A 15,979-nucleotide genomic window follows, 5' to 3' on the forward strand; every position below is an offset into this window, starting at 1 on the left:
TCCGTCGTCGGCAGCGTCAGATGTGTATAAGAGACAGGTGGTTGGGCCGGGCATGGCGGCGGACATGAAGCTCGGGGACGTAATGAAAGCGGAAAACGCCACCTTCGGCATCTCCTTCTGCGGCAGCGGCGGCGCGGGTGCCATCACCGCCCAAACCAAATATGGCTACAAGGCCAAATACGGCATGCGTTCCGTGGAAGAGGGCGTGACCGCCATCAACGAAGGCTGCAACGTGCTGGGCTTTGGCTTTATGGATAAAGAAGAGCTGGGCGAGCGTCTGGTGCAGGCGTGGCAGAAGAAATACGGCGCATAAGCATGAAAGAACAGTTCACAACCACGGTGAGAGTGAAGGGGAAGGGCGATGCCAAAGCGCGCGCCTTTGCCGACGCCCTCAACCACGTTCAGGCAGCGGTGATGAAAGCCTCACCGCATATCTTACTGCGTATTGAGCCACAGGATGTGCAGGTTGTTCAGGCGCAAGAAGCGGTGCGTAAAGAAGCGTTTCTGTTCTTCTTTTTGCGCCGGGAAAGACGCACCTACAGCGTGGAGCTGGATGTGACCGTCAACGTGACTGCCATCAATCTCGACCAGGTGGATTTCGTCACGCAACGCTGATTATTCATAAAAGGGCAGACTGATGTTCTTAATTATATTAATAAAATCGCTCATCATTGGCGGCCTGGTTGGCGTCGGTGTCGGAGCCGGGGCTGCACGCATGTTTCATGCGCCTACCACTCAGGGTATGGGCGCGTTTCGTACGTTGGGGGAACTGAACTCCTGTGAAGGGGATCCGGCGTCCCACTTCTCCTTTGGGTTAGGTTTCTTCTTTAACGCCTGGGCCTCTTCCGTGGCTGCAGGTGCCTTCACACAGGACGTTGACCACCGCATCATCCCGAACTGGGGTGCTGCTGCACTGATGATCAAAAACCGTAACGTCGGCGAAACGCTGCACGATCCCCGCAAAATGGCGATTGCCTGCGGCGTGATTGGCATGCTCGTCGTCACCTTCCTGAACCTGACCGCCTCCTCCGTGCCGGCAGCGCTGCAGGTCACCGCCGTGAAGGTGCTGGTGCCTGCCGCGAACCTGCTGGTTAACACCGTGATGCCGGTGATCTTCTGGCTGGCGGCCATCGACGCGGGAAAAAAATCGGGCTTCTGGGCCACCATCTTTGGCGGCGCGGCGCAGCTGATCATGGGGAACGCCGTACCGGGTCTGGTTCTCGGCATCCTGATCGGTAAAGGCGTTGAGGAGAGCGGCTGGAACCACGTCACCAAAGTGATGATGGCGGCGATCGTCCTGCTGTTCGTGTTGAGCGGCTTCTTCCGCGGCTTCGACATGAAGATGATCGAATCCTTCCATCTGACCGTGCCGAACTGGCTCGACATGATCCACAACTCGCTCAGCGGTAAATAACAGGAGCCTCTACATGGAACAGAATAAAGGTTTTTGGTATGCCGACTGGTCGTTCCCGATCTTCGTTGGCCTGCTCTCCTCCGGCGTCTTCGCCGGGACGCACATGTACTACCTCTACGGCATCGGCGCGTTTAACGAAGTGGCCTTCGTGGCGATGCTGAAAGCGGGAATCGATACCGGCGTCTACGGCGCGGTGGCGGCGTTCGGCGCGAGCTTCCTGTTCGCCCGCATTATTGAAGGGTCGCTGGTGGGTATTCTCGACATCGGTGGGGCGATCCAGACCGGCGTGGGCCTCGGCGTACCGGCGCTGCTGCTGGGCGCGGGGATCATGTTCCCGGTGACCAACTTCATTGCCTCGCTGATTACCGGCCTGGTGATTGGTCTGGCGATTGGCTACGTCATCATCCTGGCGCGTAAGTTCACCATCAACCAGAGCAACTCCACCTACGGCGCAGACGTGATGATGGGCGCGGGTAACGCCTCCGGCCGCTTCCTCGGGCCGCTGATTATCCTCAGCGCGATGACCGCCTCCATTCCAATCGGCGTCGGTTCGCTGGTAGGCGCGCTGCTGTTCTACATCTGGCAGAAGCCGATTACCGGTGGCGCCATCCTCGGCGCAATGATTTTGGGCTGGCTGTTCCCGGTCGCCCTTTAATACCCGCGGGCGCTCCGGCGCCCGCCCTATCAGGAGATCCTCATGTTTGATTTACTCCTGCGCCGTGCGCGCCTCGCCGACGATACCCTGACCGATATCGCCATTCAGGACGGGAAGATCGCCGCGACGGGCGAAATTGACGCTCCCGCCCGTAAAACGGTTGAGCTTAACGGTGACGTGTACGTTAGCGCGGGCTGGATTGACTCCCACGTTCACTGCTACCCGAACTCACCGATTTACCACGACGAGCCGGACAGCGTGGGCATTGCCACCGGCGTCACTACCGTGGTGGACGCGGGCAGTACCGGGGCCGACGACGTGGACGATTTTTACGACATCACCCGCAAAGCCTCCACCGACGTCTTTGCCCTGCTGAATATCTCCCGCGTGGGGCTGATTGCCCAGAACGAATTGGCCAACATGGCAAACATTGACGCCGATGCGGTGAAGCAGGCGGTGAAGCGCCACCCTGATTTTATTGTCGGCCTGAAGGCGCGCATGAGCAGCAGCGTGGTTGGTGAAAACGGCATCACGCCGCTGGAGCGCGCCAAAACCATCCAGAAAGAGAATGGCGACTTGCCGCTGATGGTGCACATCGGCAACAACCCGCCGAACCTCGACGAAATCGCCGAGCTGTTAAGCTCCGGCGACATCATTACCCACTGCTATAACGGGAAGCCTAACCGCATTCTGACGCCGTCCGGCGAGCTGCGCGCCTCCATCACCTCCGCCCTTAAGCGCGGCGTGCGTCTGGACGTCGGCCACGGCACGGCGAGCTTCAGCTTTGAGGTGGCGAAACGCGCCATCGCGATGGGCATTCTGCCGCATACCATCAGCTCGGATATCTACTGCCGCAACCGCATCAACGGCCCGGTGGGCTCGCTGGCAAGCGTGATGTCGAAGTTTCTCGCCATCGGCATGTCATTGCCGCAGGTGATTGACTGCGTGACCTCGAACGCCGCCGACGGCCTGCGCCTGACGCGCAAGGGCCGCATTCAGCCGGGTCTCGACGCCGACCTGACGCTGTTCACGATTAAACGCCAGCCAACGGTGCTGACGGACGCTGAAAACGACAGCCTGCAGGCTGAACACATTCTGGTGCCGCTTGCCGCGATCCGCGCGGGCAAGGGCTACATGACCGAACAAGGGAGCACGGAACATGCCTTCGATTTATGAGAAGTATAATTTAAAGCAGGTTATCAACACCTCTGGCCGCATGACGGCGCTGGGCGTCTCCACGCCGCGCCCGGAAGTAGTGCAGGCGGCGATGGACGGCATGAATCATTACTTCGAGATGAAGGATCTGGTTAACAAAACCGGGGAATACATCGCGAAGCTGCTGGATGTGGAAGGCGCGACGGTGGTCTCCTGCGCGTCGGCGGGCATCGCCCAGTCCGTGGCGGCGGTGCTGGTAAAAGACAGCGACTGGCTGCTGGAAAACCTGCACGTCACCCCAATCGAGAACAATGAAATCGTCCTGCCGAAAGGCCACAACGTTAACTTTGGCGCGCCGGTCGGCACCATGGTGGCGCTGGGCGGCGGCAAGCTGGTGGAAGCGGGTTACGCCAACGAATGTTCCGCCGATCAGCTGGCGGCGGCCATCACCCCGCGCACGGCGGCGATCCTCTACATCAAATCGCACCACTGCGTGCAGAAAAGCATGCTCAGCGTCGAGCAGGCGGCAGTCGTCGCACGTAAACACTCCCTGCCGCTGATCGTCGATGCCGCGGCGGAAGAAGATCTGCACGTGTACTACCGCTCCGGCGCGGATCTGGTGATTTACAGCGGCGCGAAGGCGATCGAGGGGCCAACCAGCGGCCTGGTGATCGGCAAAACCCAGTACGTTGAGTGGGTGAAACGCCAGACGGCGGGCATTGGCCGCGCTATGAAGGTGGGTAAAGAGGGGATCCTTGGCCTGACCTGCGCCATTGAACACTACCTGACGGCCACCAAGGAAAGCGGTGCCGAGATGGTGGCGAAGATGACACCGTTTATCGACGCGCTCAACACCCTGAACGGCGTCACCGCCCGCGTGGTCTGGGATAGCGCGGGTCGCGATATCGCCCGCACCGAAATTAAGTTCGACGAAGCCACCACAGGCGTCGGCACGGGTGACCTGGTGAACGCGCTCAAGCAGGGCGAATACGCCATCTATTTCCGTGGCTACAAGGCCAACGAAGGGATTATCGAAGCGGACGTGCGCAGCGTAAGTGCTGACCAGCTGAACATCGTCTACCGCCGCATTAGTGAAGTATTAGGACAGGAGAAAAACGCATGAAACTGACCCCCAATTTTTACCGTGACCGCGTCTGCCTGAACGTGCTGGCCGGCTCGAAAGCCAACGCCAGCGCCATTTACGAGGCGGCGGAAGGTCACGTGCTGGTGGGCGTGCTCTCCAAAAATTACCCGGACGTGGCGAGCGCGGTCGCGGATATGCGTGAATACGCGGCGCTGATTGATAACGCGCTCTCCGTGGGGCTGGGTGCGGGCGATCCGAACCAGTCGGCGATGGTGAGCGAGATCTCCCGCCAGGTGCAGCCGCAGCACGTCAACCAGGTCTTCACCGGCGTGGCCGCGAGCCGCGCGCTGCTGGGGCAGAATGAATCGGTGGTCAATGGCCTGGTCTCTCCGACCGGTACCGTCGGCATGGTGAAAATCTCCACCGGCCCGCTGAGCAGCAAAGCGCCGGACGGCATCGTGCCGGTTGAAACGGCGATTGCCCTGCTGAAAGATTTCGGCGGCAGTTCGATCAAGTACTTCCCGATGGGCGGCCTCAAGTGCCGTGACGAATACCAGGCGGTGGCGGAAGCCTGCGCCCGTCACGACTTCTGGCTGGAGCCGACGGGGGGTATCGATCTGGAAAACTATGAGGCGATCCTGCAGATCGCCCTCGACGCGGGCGTAAGCAAAATCATCCCGCATATCTACAGTTCAATTATCGACAAAGCCAGCGGCGATACGCGTCCCGAAGATGTGCGTACGCTGCTGGCGATGACGAAGAAGCTGGTGAAGTAGAACTCACACATATAAAGGAGCCACCATGCACACCCGTAACCTGCTTGTCGCTTCACTCTCAATGCTCGCCACCGCCGCCATCGCCCAGACGCAATACGCCTGGGTGGGTACCTATAATCCGAACGGTGAAGGGCTGTACCGTTTTACCGTTGACCCGCAAACCGGCGCGCTCGATAACAAAACGCTGGTGAGCAAACTGCCGAATGCGGCGCAGTTGACCCTTTCGCAAGACGGTAAAACGCTGTATCTGGCAAGCGAAGTGGAGCAGGGCGTGGTGCAGGCGCTGCGCGTCGGCGATAACGGTGAGCTGAGCGAGCTGAATCAGGTGGCCTCCGGCGGTGCCGGGCCGGTGTATCTTTCGCTAACGCCAAACGGCAAGCATCTGCTGGTGGCGAACTACGTCAGCGGATCGATTGCCGTTTTGCCCGTCAACGCGGACGGCAGCCTGGGTGACGCGACGGACAGACATCAGGACCAGGGCGAACCGGGCGCGGCGAAGCCGGAAGCGGCTGTCGAAGGTAGCTTTGCCATCAGCGATCATAACGGCCCGCATGCGCACATGATCGCCGCCGATCCGAGCGGGAAATACGTTTTTTCCACCGATCTTGGGCTGGATCGTATCTATCAGTACCGCTTTGACGATCGAACCGGAAAGCTAACGCCGAACGATCCGCCGTTTATCAGCGCCTCTTCGAAAGGTGCCGGTCCGCGCCACTTCGTCTTTACGCCGAAAGGCGATGCCCTGTGGCTGATTAACGAAGAGGCCTCTACGCTCACCCATTATGCGCTGGACAGCAACGGCAGGCTGAAAGAGGGCAAAACGATCTCTGCCCTGCCGGACGGTTACAAAGGCACCAGTTTTGCTGCCGGGCTGGCGCTAAGCGCCGATGGTAAACAGCTGTATGTGGCGAACCGTTTGCATAACAGCATCGGGCACTTTACCGTAACAGCGGAGGGCACGCTGACGCATCAGGAGGATGTCTGGACGCGCGGCGACTACCCGCGCACCCTGACGCTCGATCAGCAGGGACGCTGGCTGTACGTCATGAACCAGCGCAGCGACAACATTACCCGTTTCCGTGTGGCGCAGGACGGCAAGCTGAGCTTCGAGCCAGACTATACCCCGGTCGGCAGCCCATCCCAGATGGTCATTTCACCCTGAGCAGTAAGAGGACAACGACGTGAGATTTCCGAACCAACGTTTAGCGCAACTTTTCGATCTGTTGCAAAACGAGACGCTGCCGCAGGACGAGCTGGCGCAGCGGCTGTCGGTCTCCACGCGAACCGTCCGCGCAGATATCACCGCCCTGAACGCGCTACTGGCGAGCCACGGCGCGCAGTTTATTCTGAGCCGGGGTAACGGCTACCAGCTTAAAATTGACGATGCCGAGCGCTATCAGCAGCTGCAGGCATCGCACCCGCGCGCGCTGCGTATTCCCCGAACGGGACCGGAGCGCGTGCACTATCTGGTGGTGCGTTTCCTGACGTCGGCGTTTTCACTTAAGCTTGAAGATCTGGCCGACGAGTGGTTTGTCAGCCGCGCCACCTTGCAGAGCGACATGGTGGAAGTGCGCGAGTGGTTCCAGCGCTATAACCTGACGCTGGAAACCCGCCCGCGCCACGGCATGAAGCTGTTTGGCAGCGAGATGTCGGTCCGCGCCTGCCTGACCGATCTTCTGTGGGAGCTGGCGCAGCAGGACAGCCTTAACCCGCTGGTGACGGAGGTCGCGCTCAACGCCGGGGTACCGGAGCAGATGGTGGTCGTGCTTCACGACGCGCTCACCCGCCATCACATTCGTCTGACCGACGAAGGCGAACTGTTCCTGCGCCTGTACTGCGCGGTGTCGGTGCGGCGCATCAGCGAGGGGTATCCGCTGCCGGAATTCCACGCGGAAGACGTGGAAGAGAACGTGCGCGAGGCGGCGAAGGATATCGCGGTGGCCATTCAGGAGCTGGCGGGCAAGGCGCTTGCGCCATCGGAAGAGAGCTGGCTGTGCGTCCACATCGCGGCACGGCAGATTCAGGAGATTGCCCCCAGCGCGATTAACGCCGACGACGACGAAGCGCTGGTCAACTATATCCTGCGCTACATCAACACCCATTATAACTACAACCTGCTCAGCGACGCGCAGCTGCACGCCGATCTGCTCACGCACATCAAAACCATGATCACCCGCGTGCGCTATCAAATCATGATCCCCAATCCGCTGCTGGACAACATCAAGCAGCACTATCCGATGGCGTGGGATATGACTCTCGCAGCGGTGTCGAGCTGGGGCAAATACACGCCGTATGCGATCAGCGAAAACGAGATTGGTTTTCTGGTGCTGCACATCGGCGTGGGGCTGGAACGCCACTACAACATCGGCTACCAGCGCCAGCCACGCGTGCTGCTGGTGTGCGACGCCGGTAATGCGATGGTGCGCATGATCGAGGCGGTGCTCCAGCGCAAATACCCGCAGATCGAGGTGACGCGCACGCTCACTCTGCGCGAATACGAGCTGGTGGATGCCATCGGCGAAGACTTTGTCATCTCCACCGCCCGCGTGAGTGAAAAATCTAAACCGGTGGTGACGATCGCTCCGTTCCCGACCGATTATCAGTTAGAACAGATCGGCAAGCTGGTGCTGGTGGACCGCACCCGCCCGTGGATGCTGGAGAAATACTTCGACGCGGCCCATTTTCGCATTCTCGACAAGCCTGTTGACCAGCAAACGCTGTTCCGCGAGCTGTGTGACCAGCTTGAACGCGAAGGCTTTGTCGGCGCGGAGTTTCTGGATTCGGTCGTTGAGCGTGAAGCTATCGTCAGCACCATGCTCGGCGACGGCATCGCGCTGCCGCACTCCCTCGGCCTGCTGGCACAGAAAACGGTGGTCTACACGGTGCTGGCTCCGCAGGGTATTCAGTGGGGGGATGAAACGGCGCACGTCATCTTCCTGCTCGCCATCAGCAAAAGCGAGTACGAAGAGGCGATGGCGATTTACGACATCTTCGTCACTTTCCTGCGAGAACGCGCGATGACGCGCCTGTGCCAGTGCGAGGATTTTGCGGCGTTTAAGGCTGAGGCGATGGAGAGTTTGAGCCGGTTTTGAGGCCAGGCGGATAGAGGTTATCCGCCTTCATTCACCGCAAATGATGCACAACCTGGTTGCTGCTGCCGCGCCAGATCAGGGCCGGATCTTTTAAATCCTGCACGAACTTGCCGTCCACCAGCACGTTAATCAAATCCACGACTTCCCTCTGAGCAGCATTCAGCTCTTCCAGCTTATATCCCGTCCAGACCCAGATATCTTTTCCCGCACACTCACGGCGAATGCGCTTCACCAGCTTCAGGATCTCCGGCACGTTTTGCGGATGGAGCGGATCGCCGCCGGAGAACGAAATCCCCTGGCGTTTGATGCGCGTGTCGTTCAGGTCGTTGATGATGCGGTCTTCCATTTCAGCGGTAAACGGCATGCCGGAATTTACGCGCCAGGTGCTTTTGTTGTAGCAGCCGGGGCACTCATGTACGCAGCCTGAAACGAACAGGGTGCAGCGGGTGCCGGGGCCGTTGACGATGTCGACGGGGTAGTACTGATGGTAGTTCATAGCGGTTAACCAAGCCGGGTACAGTGTGAGTGCGGATTGTAGGCCCGGTAAGCGTAGCGCCACCGGGCATAAATGTGGCAGTGGCTCAACCGATCTGCCCATTCCCCAGATGTTTCACCCGGCGCTTCACCTCTTCCTGCTTGCCGGCGTTAAACGGACGGGCATCCGGGCTGCCGAGATAGCCGCACACGCGACGGGTCACGGAGACACGGGCTGCATCGTGGTTGCCGCATTTCGGGCAGGTAAAGCCTTTGCTCGTACACTCGAACTCACCGGTAAAGCCACACTCGTAGCATTCGTCGATTGGCGTATTGGTCCCGTAATACGGCACGTGCTGATAGCTATAATCCCACACGTCTTCCAGCGCCTTCAGGTTGTGCTGGATGTTCGGGTACTCGCCGTAGCAGATGAAGCCGCCGCTGGCGATGGGCGGATAGGCCGCTTCGAAGTCGATCTTGTCGTACGGGTTTACCTTTTTCTCCACGTCGAGGTGGAAGCTGTTGGTGTAGTACCCTTTGTCGGTCACGCCTTCCACAATCCCGAACTCGGCGGTGTCCAGACGGCAGAAGCGGTCGCACAGGTTCTCGCTCGGCGTACTGTAAAGGCTAAACCCGTAGCCAGTTTCCTCTTTCCACTGGTCAACCGCGTCGCGCAGGCGCTGGACAATCGCAATGCCTTTTTCGCGCAGGGCCTCGCTGTCGTACATATGCGCGTCGCCAGACAGGGCGTTGATGGTTTCGTGGATGCCGATATAGCCCAGCGAAATCGACGCGCGGCCGTTTTTGAAGATCTCGGACACGTCATCGTCCGCCTTCAGGCGCACGCCGCAGGCCCCTTCCATATAGAGGATGGGCGCCACGCGGGCTTTCACCCCTTCAAGGCGTGCGATACGGGTCATCAGCGCCTTACGCGCCAGCTGCAGTCGTTCATCCAGCAGTTTCCAGAATTCAGCTTCATTGCCTTTGGCCTCCAGCGCGATGCGCGGCAGGTTCAGGCTGATGACGCCCAGGTTGTTACGCCCGTCGTGGATCTGCTCGCCGTTTTCATCCTCGTACACCCCGAGGAAGCTGCGGCAGCCCATAGGCGTTTTAAACGAACCGGTGACTTTTACCACCTGGTCATAGTTCAGGATGTCCGGGTACATGCGCTTGCTCGCGCACTCCAGCGCCAGCTGTTTGATGTCGTAGTTCGGATCGCCAAACTTGTGGTTCAGGCCGTCACGGATGGCGAACACCAGCTTCGGGAACACCGCGGTTTTGCGGTTCTTGCCGAGGCCGGAAATACGGTTGCGCAGAATGGACTGCTGGATCAGGCGTGATTCCCAGCTGGTGCCCAGGCCAAAACCGAAGGTTACAAACGGCGTCTGTCCGTTGGCGGTGTGCAGCGTGTTCACTTCATATTCCAGCGACTGGAACGCGTCGTAGCACTCTTTTTCGGTACGGGAGTGCGCATAGCCGTCCGCGTCCGGGATCTGCCACTCTTCGGCAGTTTTCCGATGCTTGTTGAAGCTCGCCGTCACGAACGGGGCCAGCACTTCGTCAATGCGGTTAATGGTGGTCCCGCCATAAATATGGCTCGCCACCTGAGCGATAATCTGTGCCGTTACCGCTGTCGCCGTGGAGATCGACTTAGGCGGTTCAATCTCGGCGTTACCCATTTTAAAGCCCTGGGTCAGCATGCCTTTCAGGTCGATCAGCATGCAGTTGAACATCGGGAAGAACGGCGAGTAATCGAGGTCGTGATAGTGGATCTCGCCGCGCTCGTGTGCCGAGACCACGTCGCGCGGCAGCAGATGCTGGCGGGCATAGTGTTTGGCGACGATACCGGCCAGCAGATCGCGCTGGGTCGGGATCACTTTGCTGTCTTTGTTGGCGTTTTCATTGAGCAGGGCAGAGTTGGTCTGCTCCACCAGGCCACGGATCTCCTGATTCAGGCGACCGCGCTTCTCACGCTGCACGTCGCGATCGTGGCGATACTCAATGTAGGCGCGGGCTAACTGTTTGTAGGGGCCAGCCATCAGCTGGTTTTCAACCGCGGTCTGGATCTCGTTGATATCGACCTGGCTGCGTTCAGTCATCTGGCTGCTAACGACTTCTGCGACGGTGGCGCAGTAATCTGCGTCATCGACTCCCGCTGCTTTAGCTGCACGCAGAATGGCTTCCTGGATGCGCTCTGATTTAAACGGCACTTTACAGCCATCACGTTTCATCACATGCGGTGTCATGATCACTCCATTTTTAAAAACAGGTTATCCACAGAGGTGGAGAAGTATTCACCGGACGTATTCCCCGCCAGGCCAAAGACTTCCCCCGTTCCCAGCTCGTGTTATCCACAATTCCGGCCAGCGTAAGCGCCGTCTTGTTGTTGGAATAGTAGACGATTAATACAAGATGTTGGGTCGGCGTGCATTTTAAGTTCTACATATAGTGATTTGCATCAAACATGTTTGCGATTTTTTTGATTCAGAACAAAGTAAAAAGACGAGAGTACAAACGGCGGGCGCTTCAGCCTTTGTAAAGACGCGAAGGAAAAATCTGATTAATTATTCAACAAAAACAAGCGCTCAACGTGGTACATGCTGAGCGCCGTTCGGTTAACTCACCGCGCAGGCCCAGCTCAATCCTGCCTGTAAAAAGGCTGCGGTAGCGATACTGCCCAGTATCACCGGAATGAGAAGGGAGCGGTCAGGGGCCGCATCCTGTTTTTGAGGTTCTTCAGCACTCAGGGCGGACATCGCCTCTTCCCGGGTGCGCGCCGCCAGAAGCTGCGCGCGCACTCGATCTTCTGTTAATAAACTGGTCAGCGTCGTCAGCAGTTGCATATGGGTACTGCCTGCTTCCGCGGGCGGAATGGCGAGCAGGAAAACCATTCTGACCTCTTCATCACCGTCCAGCCCCGGCCAGCGTATCGGGTCGTCAAAGAGTGCCAGACAAAACGCCGCCTGCTGCACCGCCTCGGTTTTACCGTGCGGAACGGCGAGCGCTTCACCCAGCGCGGTAGGGCCTTCGCTTTCGCGCTGTAATACGCTCTGGATGAATGTTTCTGCATCGCAGATGATTTTTCGCCTGGCGAGCGGTTCGGCGAGCCAGCGGATCAGCGCTTCAGGCGTACGGTGCGGCGGGTTGATAAAAACCAGATCGGGGTGCGTCAATGCAAGCAAGTTCATATTAAGCCTCCATCAAAAAATCGCAGGTTGCGAAAGGGGGGATTGCCGTTACTGGCGGCACAGGCTCTTCCAGATAGTTGATCTGACATAGCCCCACCAGACTTTCCGGGACGGGAACCGGCTGCGTCCCGGCGTTAAACACGCGGACGACGGTGCCATTCGACCGTTGCGCATGGGGCAGGGCAGAAAGGACTAGCGGCTCCGGCAGAGTCAATAATGAGAATTCTGCCGGAAGCTGATGCTCGGGCAGACGCAACGCAAAGCGTTCAAGTCGGTGATCGAGCGTATGTAGCGTTTGCCGCTGATAGGTGAAAGGCTGTCCCGCAGCCTGGTTTTCCAGCTGGCGAAGCGTGAGATGATCGGCGCTGTCGGCCAGCGCGACGGTAAATGAAAAGTGCAGCGGTTTCAGTAACTGGGCGTCGGGGGTCTCAACCACCGTATTATTAATGCCGGACGCTCGGCCCGGTCGCCAGGCGAGATCGTTGCGCCCGAGCACGCCCGTCGCTTTAAACAACGTCATGGCAATCTTCGCGGGTTCGCTGCCGATAATCTGAAATTCCTTCATACCGCGACTATTCACCACCAGCGCTTTGCCCGCTTCCGCGACAGCAATAATGCCTTCGGTGGTTTCGATATCCACGGGCATCTCGCGATAGCGCTCCTGCCAGTTTCCACTCTCACACCCCGTATCGCGCTGGATTATCGCGAAGGGCTGGGAGGCGATAGCGTGACGGGTGCGAATATCGCTGCCGATCAGTAAACGTAGCCGGTGATCGCAGTGGCTGTTTTCCAGCGAAGCCTCGACGTACAGGTTCGGATCGTCTTCGCGTAATGTACACTCCAGACGAATGGATAACGGCGTTCGGGCAGTATCCTGGCGTCCGGCGAGATCTGGCGGAAGAAACAGTGTGGCTTCAACGATCAGCTTTTCGACAAGCGGCGTTTTCAGGCAGTCGACGAGCGTGAAATGGTCGCATCGCGTCGGCGTATCGCCCGCAAGCGGTGAGAAATCGTAGCTGTCGCCCGCATCTGCACAGTCTTCAAGGGTAAAGAACGAGGGGATGCATCTGCCGCTGCGTTTGTCGTGCAGGGTTAGCGTTCCGTCGTCCAGCGTTAATCGATACTGTGCATTCTCTATCTCGCTGCCCGTTGTCTGTTCAGGCTGCCGGAAAGGCGCCGGGTCATCTTCAACGTTAACGCTGAGATAGCCGACCGGCGGCAGAACCGGTGTTTTCACAGCAACGTGCCAGCGGTAATAAGGGGGAAGGGGCGTTTCACACTCGCCTTCGGCGTTAAGGGAGATCGCCGTTCCGCCGGGCAACACGTCTCTTTTCAGGACGTCGAAGGGGATGGCCTGCCCCTGATACATCAGGGCGATATTTTCAGCGCGGCTATAGAGAGTGGTTTTCACCACGCGCTGCGTTTGCGTGCCCAGCGGGTTAAAAATCAGCAGATCGCCTTCCCGAGCGCAGGCGGCGGCCAGGGTTTTCACCACCAGATTCCACAGGCTGTGGCACAGCTGTTCGGTTTGCTCCAGTCGATGCAAAATATCGCGGTTGGTGGCATCGCTGTTACAGCCGCCGATGGAGTCATGGGCATGGCTTCGCAACAGCTTCTTCCAGAGCGTATCGACCACCGAGAGGTTGACCGGCAGCCCCTGATGACGCGCCATGGCGATTGTCGGCTCCAGCTGCCGCAGGATGAACTGCTCAACTGCATCATTTTTCTTTTTAATGTCGTAGCGCACGGAGCCGATCGTTTTATGGATGCGGGTGTAGCGCGGCGATTTCAGCTCTCCTTCCCAGAATTCAAACTGCTCACGCTGCGCGCGCAGAATGTCGACGTAGCGCTCCAGCGAACTGATGACGTACCGGTCCTCATCCGGGGAGCGTGCGCTGGCGACCTGCAGGATTTCCGGCAGCGCCGGGTCGATGCTGACCTGATCGCCACCGCAGGGCAGCAGCAGGTCATTTATTCCGGCCCGCGAGCGCAGGAGATTGACCATCGGGAAGATTTTTCCCTGCAAATGGCTCGCGTCTGAAGAGATGTTTTTAGCCGCGCCATAACCGAGCGCCATCGCGCAGGCGATAACGGTCGCCCCTGACGGCGCGCGCCAGAGGAACTGGCTGCTTTTCGCCTGTCTGTCGTGATCGATACCGCGCCAGAAGACGATGTTGTCGATATTGCAGCCTTGCAAAATCGTGGGCATCTGCGCATTGTGGCCGAAGGTATCCGGAAGATACCCAACCTGCATGGCGTGCCCCAGCTTACGGGCAGAGAAGATGCCGTATTTGAGGTTGCGGATAATGGATTCGCCATGCACGTTGTAGGTATCCGTCTGGGTATACCACGGCCCCACAAAAATCCTTTTCGCTCTGACCAGCGTCTCCAGCCTGGTGCGATAATCGGGATTGATAGCGAGAAAGTCCTCTACCACCGCCATCTGTCCATCAAGGTGATAGCAGCTGTAAGCCGGGTCGTGCTCCAGCGTGTCGATGACGTCCGCAAAGTTATATGACGCCAGCACCATGCTGTCCTGACGGGTGAAATACCACTCTTGATCCCAGTGCGTATGGGCAATGACGTGGATCTGATTCATGACCTTCCCCTTAGCTGGCGTTCTTTGGGCTGACGTAAAGCACGCCCAGGGCGCAAATCAGTGCGCCAATAAAGACGCTCGCCAGGTAGCCCGCCACGTTGGTTGCCAGCGGCCAGCCCCAGATGGCCGGCAGCGGCAGCGTCTGCTTCACGCCGAGTGCAATGGCGACCAGCGCGCCGGCGACGGCACCGGTCATAAACACCGGGATCAGACGTGGGTTTTTCAGGATGAACGGGATCGCGCCTTCGGAGATCCCAATCACGCCCAACAGCAACGAGGTGCTGCCAACGGTTTTCTCTTCCCGGCTAAAAACATCCGGTAGTCCAAAGCGGCCGTTGAGGAACGCGGCAAAGCCGACGCCAATAGAGGGGATCACGATGGAGAGTTCGCGGGCGGTGAGATCAAACGTTTCGCTCATGCCATTCAGGCCGAGCGCGACTGAGCCTGCCGCCTTGTTGACCGGGCCGCCCAGGTCGAACGCGGTGCCTGCGGCGATCATCGCGGAATAGAATCCGCGCCCGGTGTCACCTGCCGAGGTAAAAAAGACCACCATCAGCTGGTTAAGCGAGCCGAAAATCGGGTTAATCAAATATTCCATGACCATCACCAGCGTAATGCCGGTGATAAGCGGGACGACCAGCATGGTCTTGATGGTCGTGAGCTGCTGGCGGACGTGAATGGAATCATTCAGCCAGCGCACCAGATAGCCCACAAAAAAGCCAATGCCGATCGCGCCGAAAAAGCCGGACGGCATAAAGCCTTCGATATCAAAGAAGCGCTTGTAGACCTCGTCTGACATGATGCCGCCGATAAGTCCGGGGATCAGCGCCGGTTTGCCGGCAATGGAAAACGCCAGATACATGGCGAAAACCGGATACATGAACTTAATGGTCATAAAGCCCACTTTATCCAGCACGCTGAACGGCGAATGGTCGATGTTAATAAACTGGCCGGTAATTTTGGCCGTTGCCATCATCAGCCCGCCCATGACCACCACCGGCAGCATATAGCTGATGGCCGCCATGATATGGCCAATAAAAATCTGGTAAGCCGAAGGCTGGAGTTCGTCTTCATGTACGACAGTCGTGACGTTTTTTTCCATGGCAAGCGCCTGACGCAGATAGCGATCGGTATGCTTGATCAGCTCTTGCGTGCGGGTCTGAAGGTGGGGAATGTTTTCAAAGCGCTCGGCATCCTGAATGGGGACGTCGGTTGCCAGAATAATGGCCGTGGCGGAGGCGATATCCTGCTTCGTTAAGCGGTTTTTAACGCCGTCGCTGCCCTGCGTTTCGACCTTAACCTCAATATTGTGCTCTTTAGCCCATGCAATAATTTTATTCGCCGCCATAAAGGTATGTGCGATGCCCGTCGGGCAGGCCGTTACCGCGACAACTTTCTGTTTCGTCATTGTCATAATTCCCTGGATGTGAAAACAGGGAAAGTATAAAGAGAACCTAAAACAGTTTTTAACGTTTGCTAATACTAATTACGTATCGCGATACGCGTAAATGCAATGTGTGAAGCGCCTTCCAGAGACTATTT

Annotated in this window: 14 protein-coding genes; 9 read left to right on the plus strand and 5 right to left on the minus strand. The window is 58.4% G+C overall.

The window, feature by feature from the left end:
• From HBA26_RS17650 to HBA26_RS17690, 9 genes are all read left to right on the plus strand, one after another.
• Window positions 1-313: SFCGS family glycine-rich protein (locus tag HBA26_RS17650; RefSeq protein WP_166720967.1), on the plus strand; the 313-nt coding region annotated here is incomplete at its 5' end.
• A gap of 2 nt (window positions 314-315) precedes the next feature.
• Window positions 316-615: a DUF4312 family protein gene (locus HBA26_RS17655; protein WP_006810338.1), complete on the plus strand. Its 300-nt coding sequence runs from the start codon at window positions 316-318 to the stop codon at window positions 613-615.
• 22 nt (window positions 616-637) lie between these two features.
• Window positions 638-1,414, plus strand: a complete 777-nt coding sequence (locus HBA26_RS17660; protein ID WP_023310182.1) for a DUF4311 domain-containing protein — start codon at window positions 638-640, stop codon at window positions 1,412-1,414.
• Between the two features lie 13 nt (window positions 1,415-1,427).
• The gene (locus tag HBA26_RS17665; protein WP_003856081.1) at window positions 1,428-2,069 is read left to right on the plus strand and encodes a DUF4310 family protein; all 642 of its coding nucleotides are present in this window, start codon (window positions 1,428-1,430) and stop codon (window positions 2,067-2,069) included.
• Between the two features lie 42 nt (window positions 2,070-2,111).
• Window positions 2,112-3,245 carry an amidohydrolase/deacetylase family metallohydrolase gene (locus tag HBA26_RS17670; protein WP_126345988.1) on the plus strand — a complete coding sequence of 378 codons (1,134 nt, stop codon included), beginning with the start codon at window positions 2,112-2,114 and terminating at the stop codon, window positions 3,243-3,245.
• Window positions 3,229-4,347 carry a DgaE family pyridoxal phosphate-dependent ammonia lyase gene (locus tag HBA26_RS17675; protein ID WP_028015299.1) on the plus strand — a complete coding sequence of 373 codons (1,119 nt, stop codon included), beginning with the start codon at window positions 3,229-3,231 and terminating at the stop codon, window positions 4,345-4,347. Before HBA26_RS17670 ends, HBA26_RS17675 begins: the two co-directional genes overlap by 17 nt.
• Window positions 4,344-5,084, plus strand: coding sequence for a KDGP aldolase family protein (locus HBA26_RS17680; protein WP_041911457.1), 741 nt, complete (start codon window positions 4,344-4,346; stop codon window positions 5,082-5,084). Before HBA26_RS17675 ends, HBA26_RS17680 begins: the two co-directional genes overlap by 4 nt.
• Window positions 5,085-5,109: 25 nt before the next feature.
• Window positions 5,110-6,246, plus strand: a complete 1,137-nt coding sequence (locus HBA26_RS17685; RefSeq protein ID WP_126345987.1) for a lactonase family protein — start codon at window positions 5,110-5,112, stop codon at window positions 6,244-6,246.
• Between the two features lie 19 nt (window positions 6,247-6,265).
• Window positions 6,266-8,176, plus strand: coding sequence for a PRD domain-containing protein (locus tag HBA26_RS17690; RefSeq protein ID WP_126345986.1), 1,911 nt, complete (start codon window positions 6,266-6,268; stop codon window positions 8,174-8,176).
• Window positions 8,177-8,207: 31 nt separating this feature from the next.
• Here the strand turns inward: HBA26_RS17690 and nrdG are convergent, their stop codons facing one another.
• The 5 genes from nrdG to HBA26_RS17715 all read right to left on the minus strand — a co-directional run bounded on the left by nrdG (window position 8,208) and on the right by HBA26_RS17715 (window position 15,845).
• Window positions 8,208-8,672 (minus strand): anaerobic ribonucleoside-triphosphate reductase-activating protein, encoded by a 465-nt coding sequence (nrdG, locus tag HBA26_RS17695; protein WP_126345985.1) that lies wholly within the window; start codon window positions 8,670-8,672, stop codon window positions 8,208-8,210.
• Window positions 8,673-8,757: 85 nt separating this feature from the next.
• Window positions 8,758-10,896 (minus strand): anaerobic ribonucleoside-triphosphate reductase, encoded by a 2,139-nt coding sequence (nrdD, locus tag HBA26_RS17700; RefSeq protein ID WP_100170980.1) that lies wholly within the window; start codon window positions 10,894-10,896, stop codon window positions 8,758-8,760.
• Window positions 10,897-11,265: 369 nt separating this feature from the next.
• Complete coding sequence (locus HBA26_RS17705; RefSeq protein WP_126345983.1) at window positions 11,266-11,838, minus strand: PTS sugar transporter subunit IIA; 573 nt, start codon at window positions 11,836-11,838, stop codon at window positions 11,266-11,268.
• A gap of 1 nt (window position 11,839) precedes the next feature.
• Window positions 11,840-14,437: a glycoside hydrolase family 38 C-terminal domain-containing protein gene (locus HBA26_RS17710; protein WP_126345982.1), complete on the minus strand. Its 2,598-nt coding sequence runs from the start codon at window positions 14,435-14,437 to the stop codon at window positions 11,840-11,842.
• A gap of 10 nt (window positions 14,438-14,447) precedes the next feature.
• Complete coding sequence (locus HBA26_RS17715; RefSeq protein WP_072058717.1) at window positions 14,448-15,845, minus strand: fructose-specific PTS transporter subunit EIIC; 1,398 nt, start codon at window positions 15,843-15,845, stop codon at window positions 14,448-14,450.
• Between the last annotated feature and the right edge of the window lie 134 nt (window positions 15,846-15,979).

This window comes from Enterobacter sp. 725m/11 (assembly GCF_011683705.1).
In the GTDB taxonomy this organism is placed as follows: domain Bacteria; phylum Pseudomonadota; class Gammaproteobacteria; order Enterobacterales; family Enterobacteriaceae; genus Enterobacter; species Enterobacter bugandensis.

Excerpts from the sequence above, each read along its gene's own strand:
- HBA26_RS17655 (WP_006810338.1), top strand. The coding sequence starts at position 316 with ATGAAAGAACAGTTCACAACCACGGTGAGAGTGAAGGGGAAGGGCGAT.
- HBA26_RS17660 (WP_023310182.1), top strand. The coding sequence starts at position 638 with ATGTTCTTAATTATATTAATAAAATCGCTCATCATTGGCGGCCTGGTT.
- HBA26_RS17665 (WP_003856081.1), top strand. The coding sequence starts at position 1,428 with ATGGAACAGAATAAAGGTTTTTGGTATGCCGACTGGTCGTTCCCGATC.
- HBA26_RS17670 (WP_126345988.1), top strand. The coding sequence starts at position 2,112 with ATGTTTGATTTACTCCTGCGCCGTGCGCGCCTCGCCGACGATACCCTG.
- HBA26_RS17675 (WP_028015299.1), top strand. The coding sequence starts at position 3,229 with ATGCCTTCGATTTATGAGAAGTATAATTTAAAGCAGGTTATCAACACC.
- HBA26_RS17680 (WP_041911457.1), top strand. The coding sequence starts at position 4,344 with ATGAAACTGACCCCCAATTTTTACCGTGACCGCGTCTGCCTGAACGTG.
- HBA26_RS17685 (WP_126345987.1), top strand. The coding sequence starts at position 5,110 with ATGCACACCCGTAACCTGCTTGTCGCTTCACTCTCAATGCTCGCCACC.
- nrdG (WP_126345985.1), bottom strand. The coding sequence starts at position 8,672 with ATGAACTACCATCAGTACTACCCCGTCGACATCGTCAACGGCCCCGGC.
- nrdD (WP_100170980.1), bottom strand. The coding sequence starts at position 10,896 with ATGACACCGCATGTGATGAAACGTGATGGCTGTAAAGTGCCGTTTAAA.
- HBA26_RS17705 (WP_126345983.1), bottom strand. The coding sequence starts at position 11,838 with ATGAACTTGCTTGCATTGACGCACCCCGATCTGGTTTTTATCAACCCG.
- HBA26_RS17710 (WP_126345982.1), bottom strand. The coding sequence starts at position 14,437 with ATGAATCAGATCCACGTCATTGCCCATACGCACTGGGATCAAGAGTGG.
- HBA26_RS17715 (WP_072058717.1), bottom strand. The coding sequence starts at position 15,845 with ATGACGAAACAGAAAGTTGTCGCGGTAACGGCCTGCCCGACGGGCATC.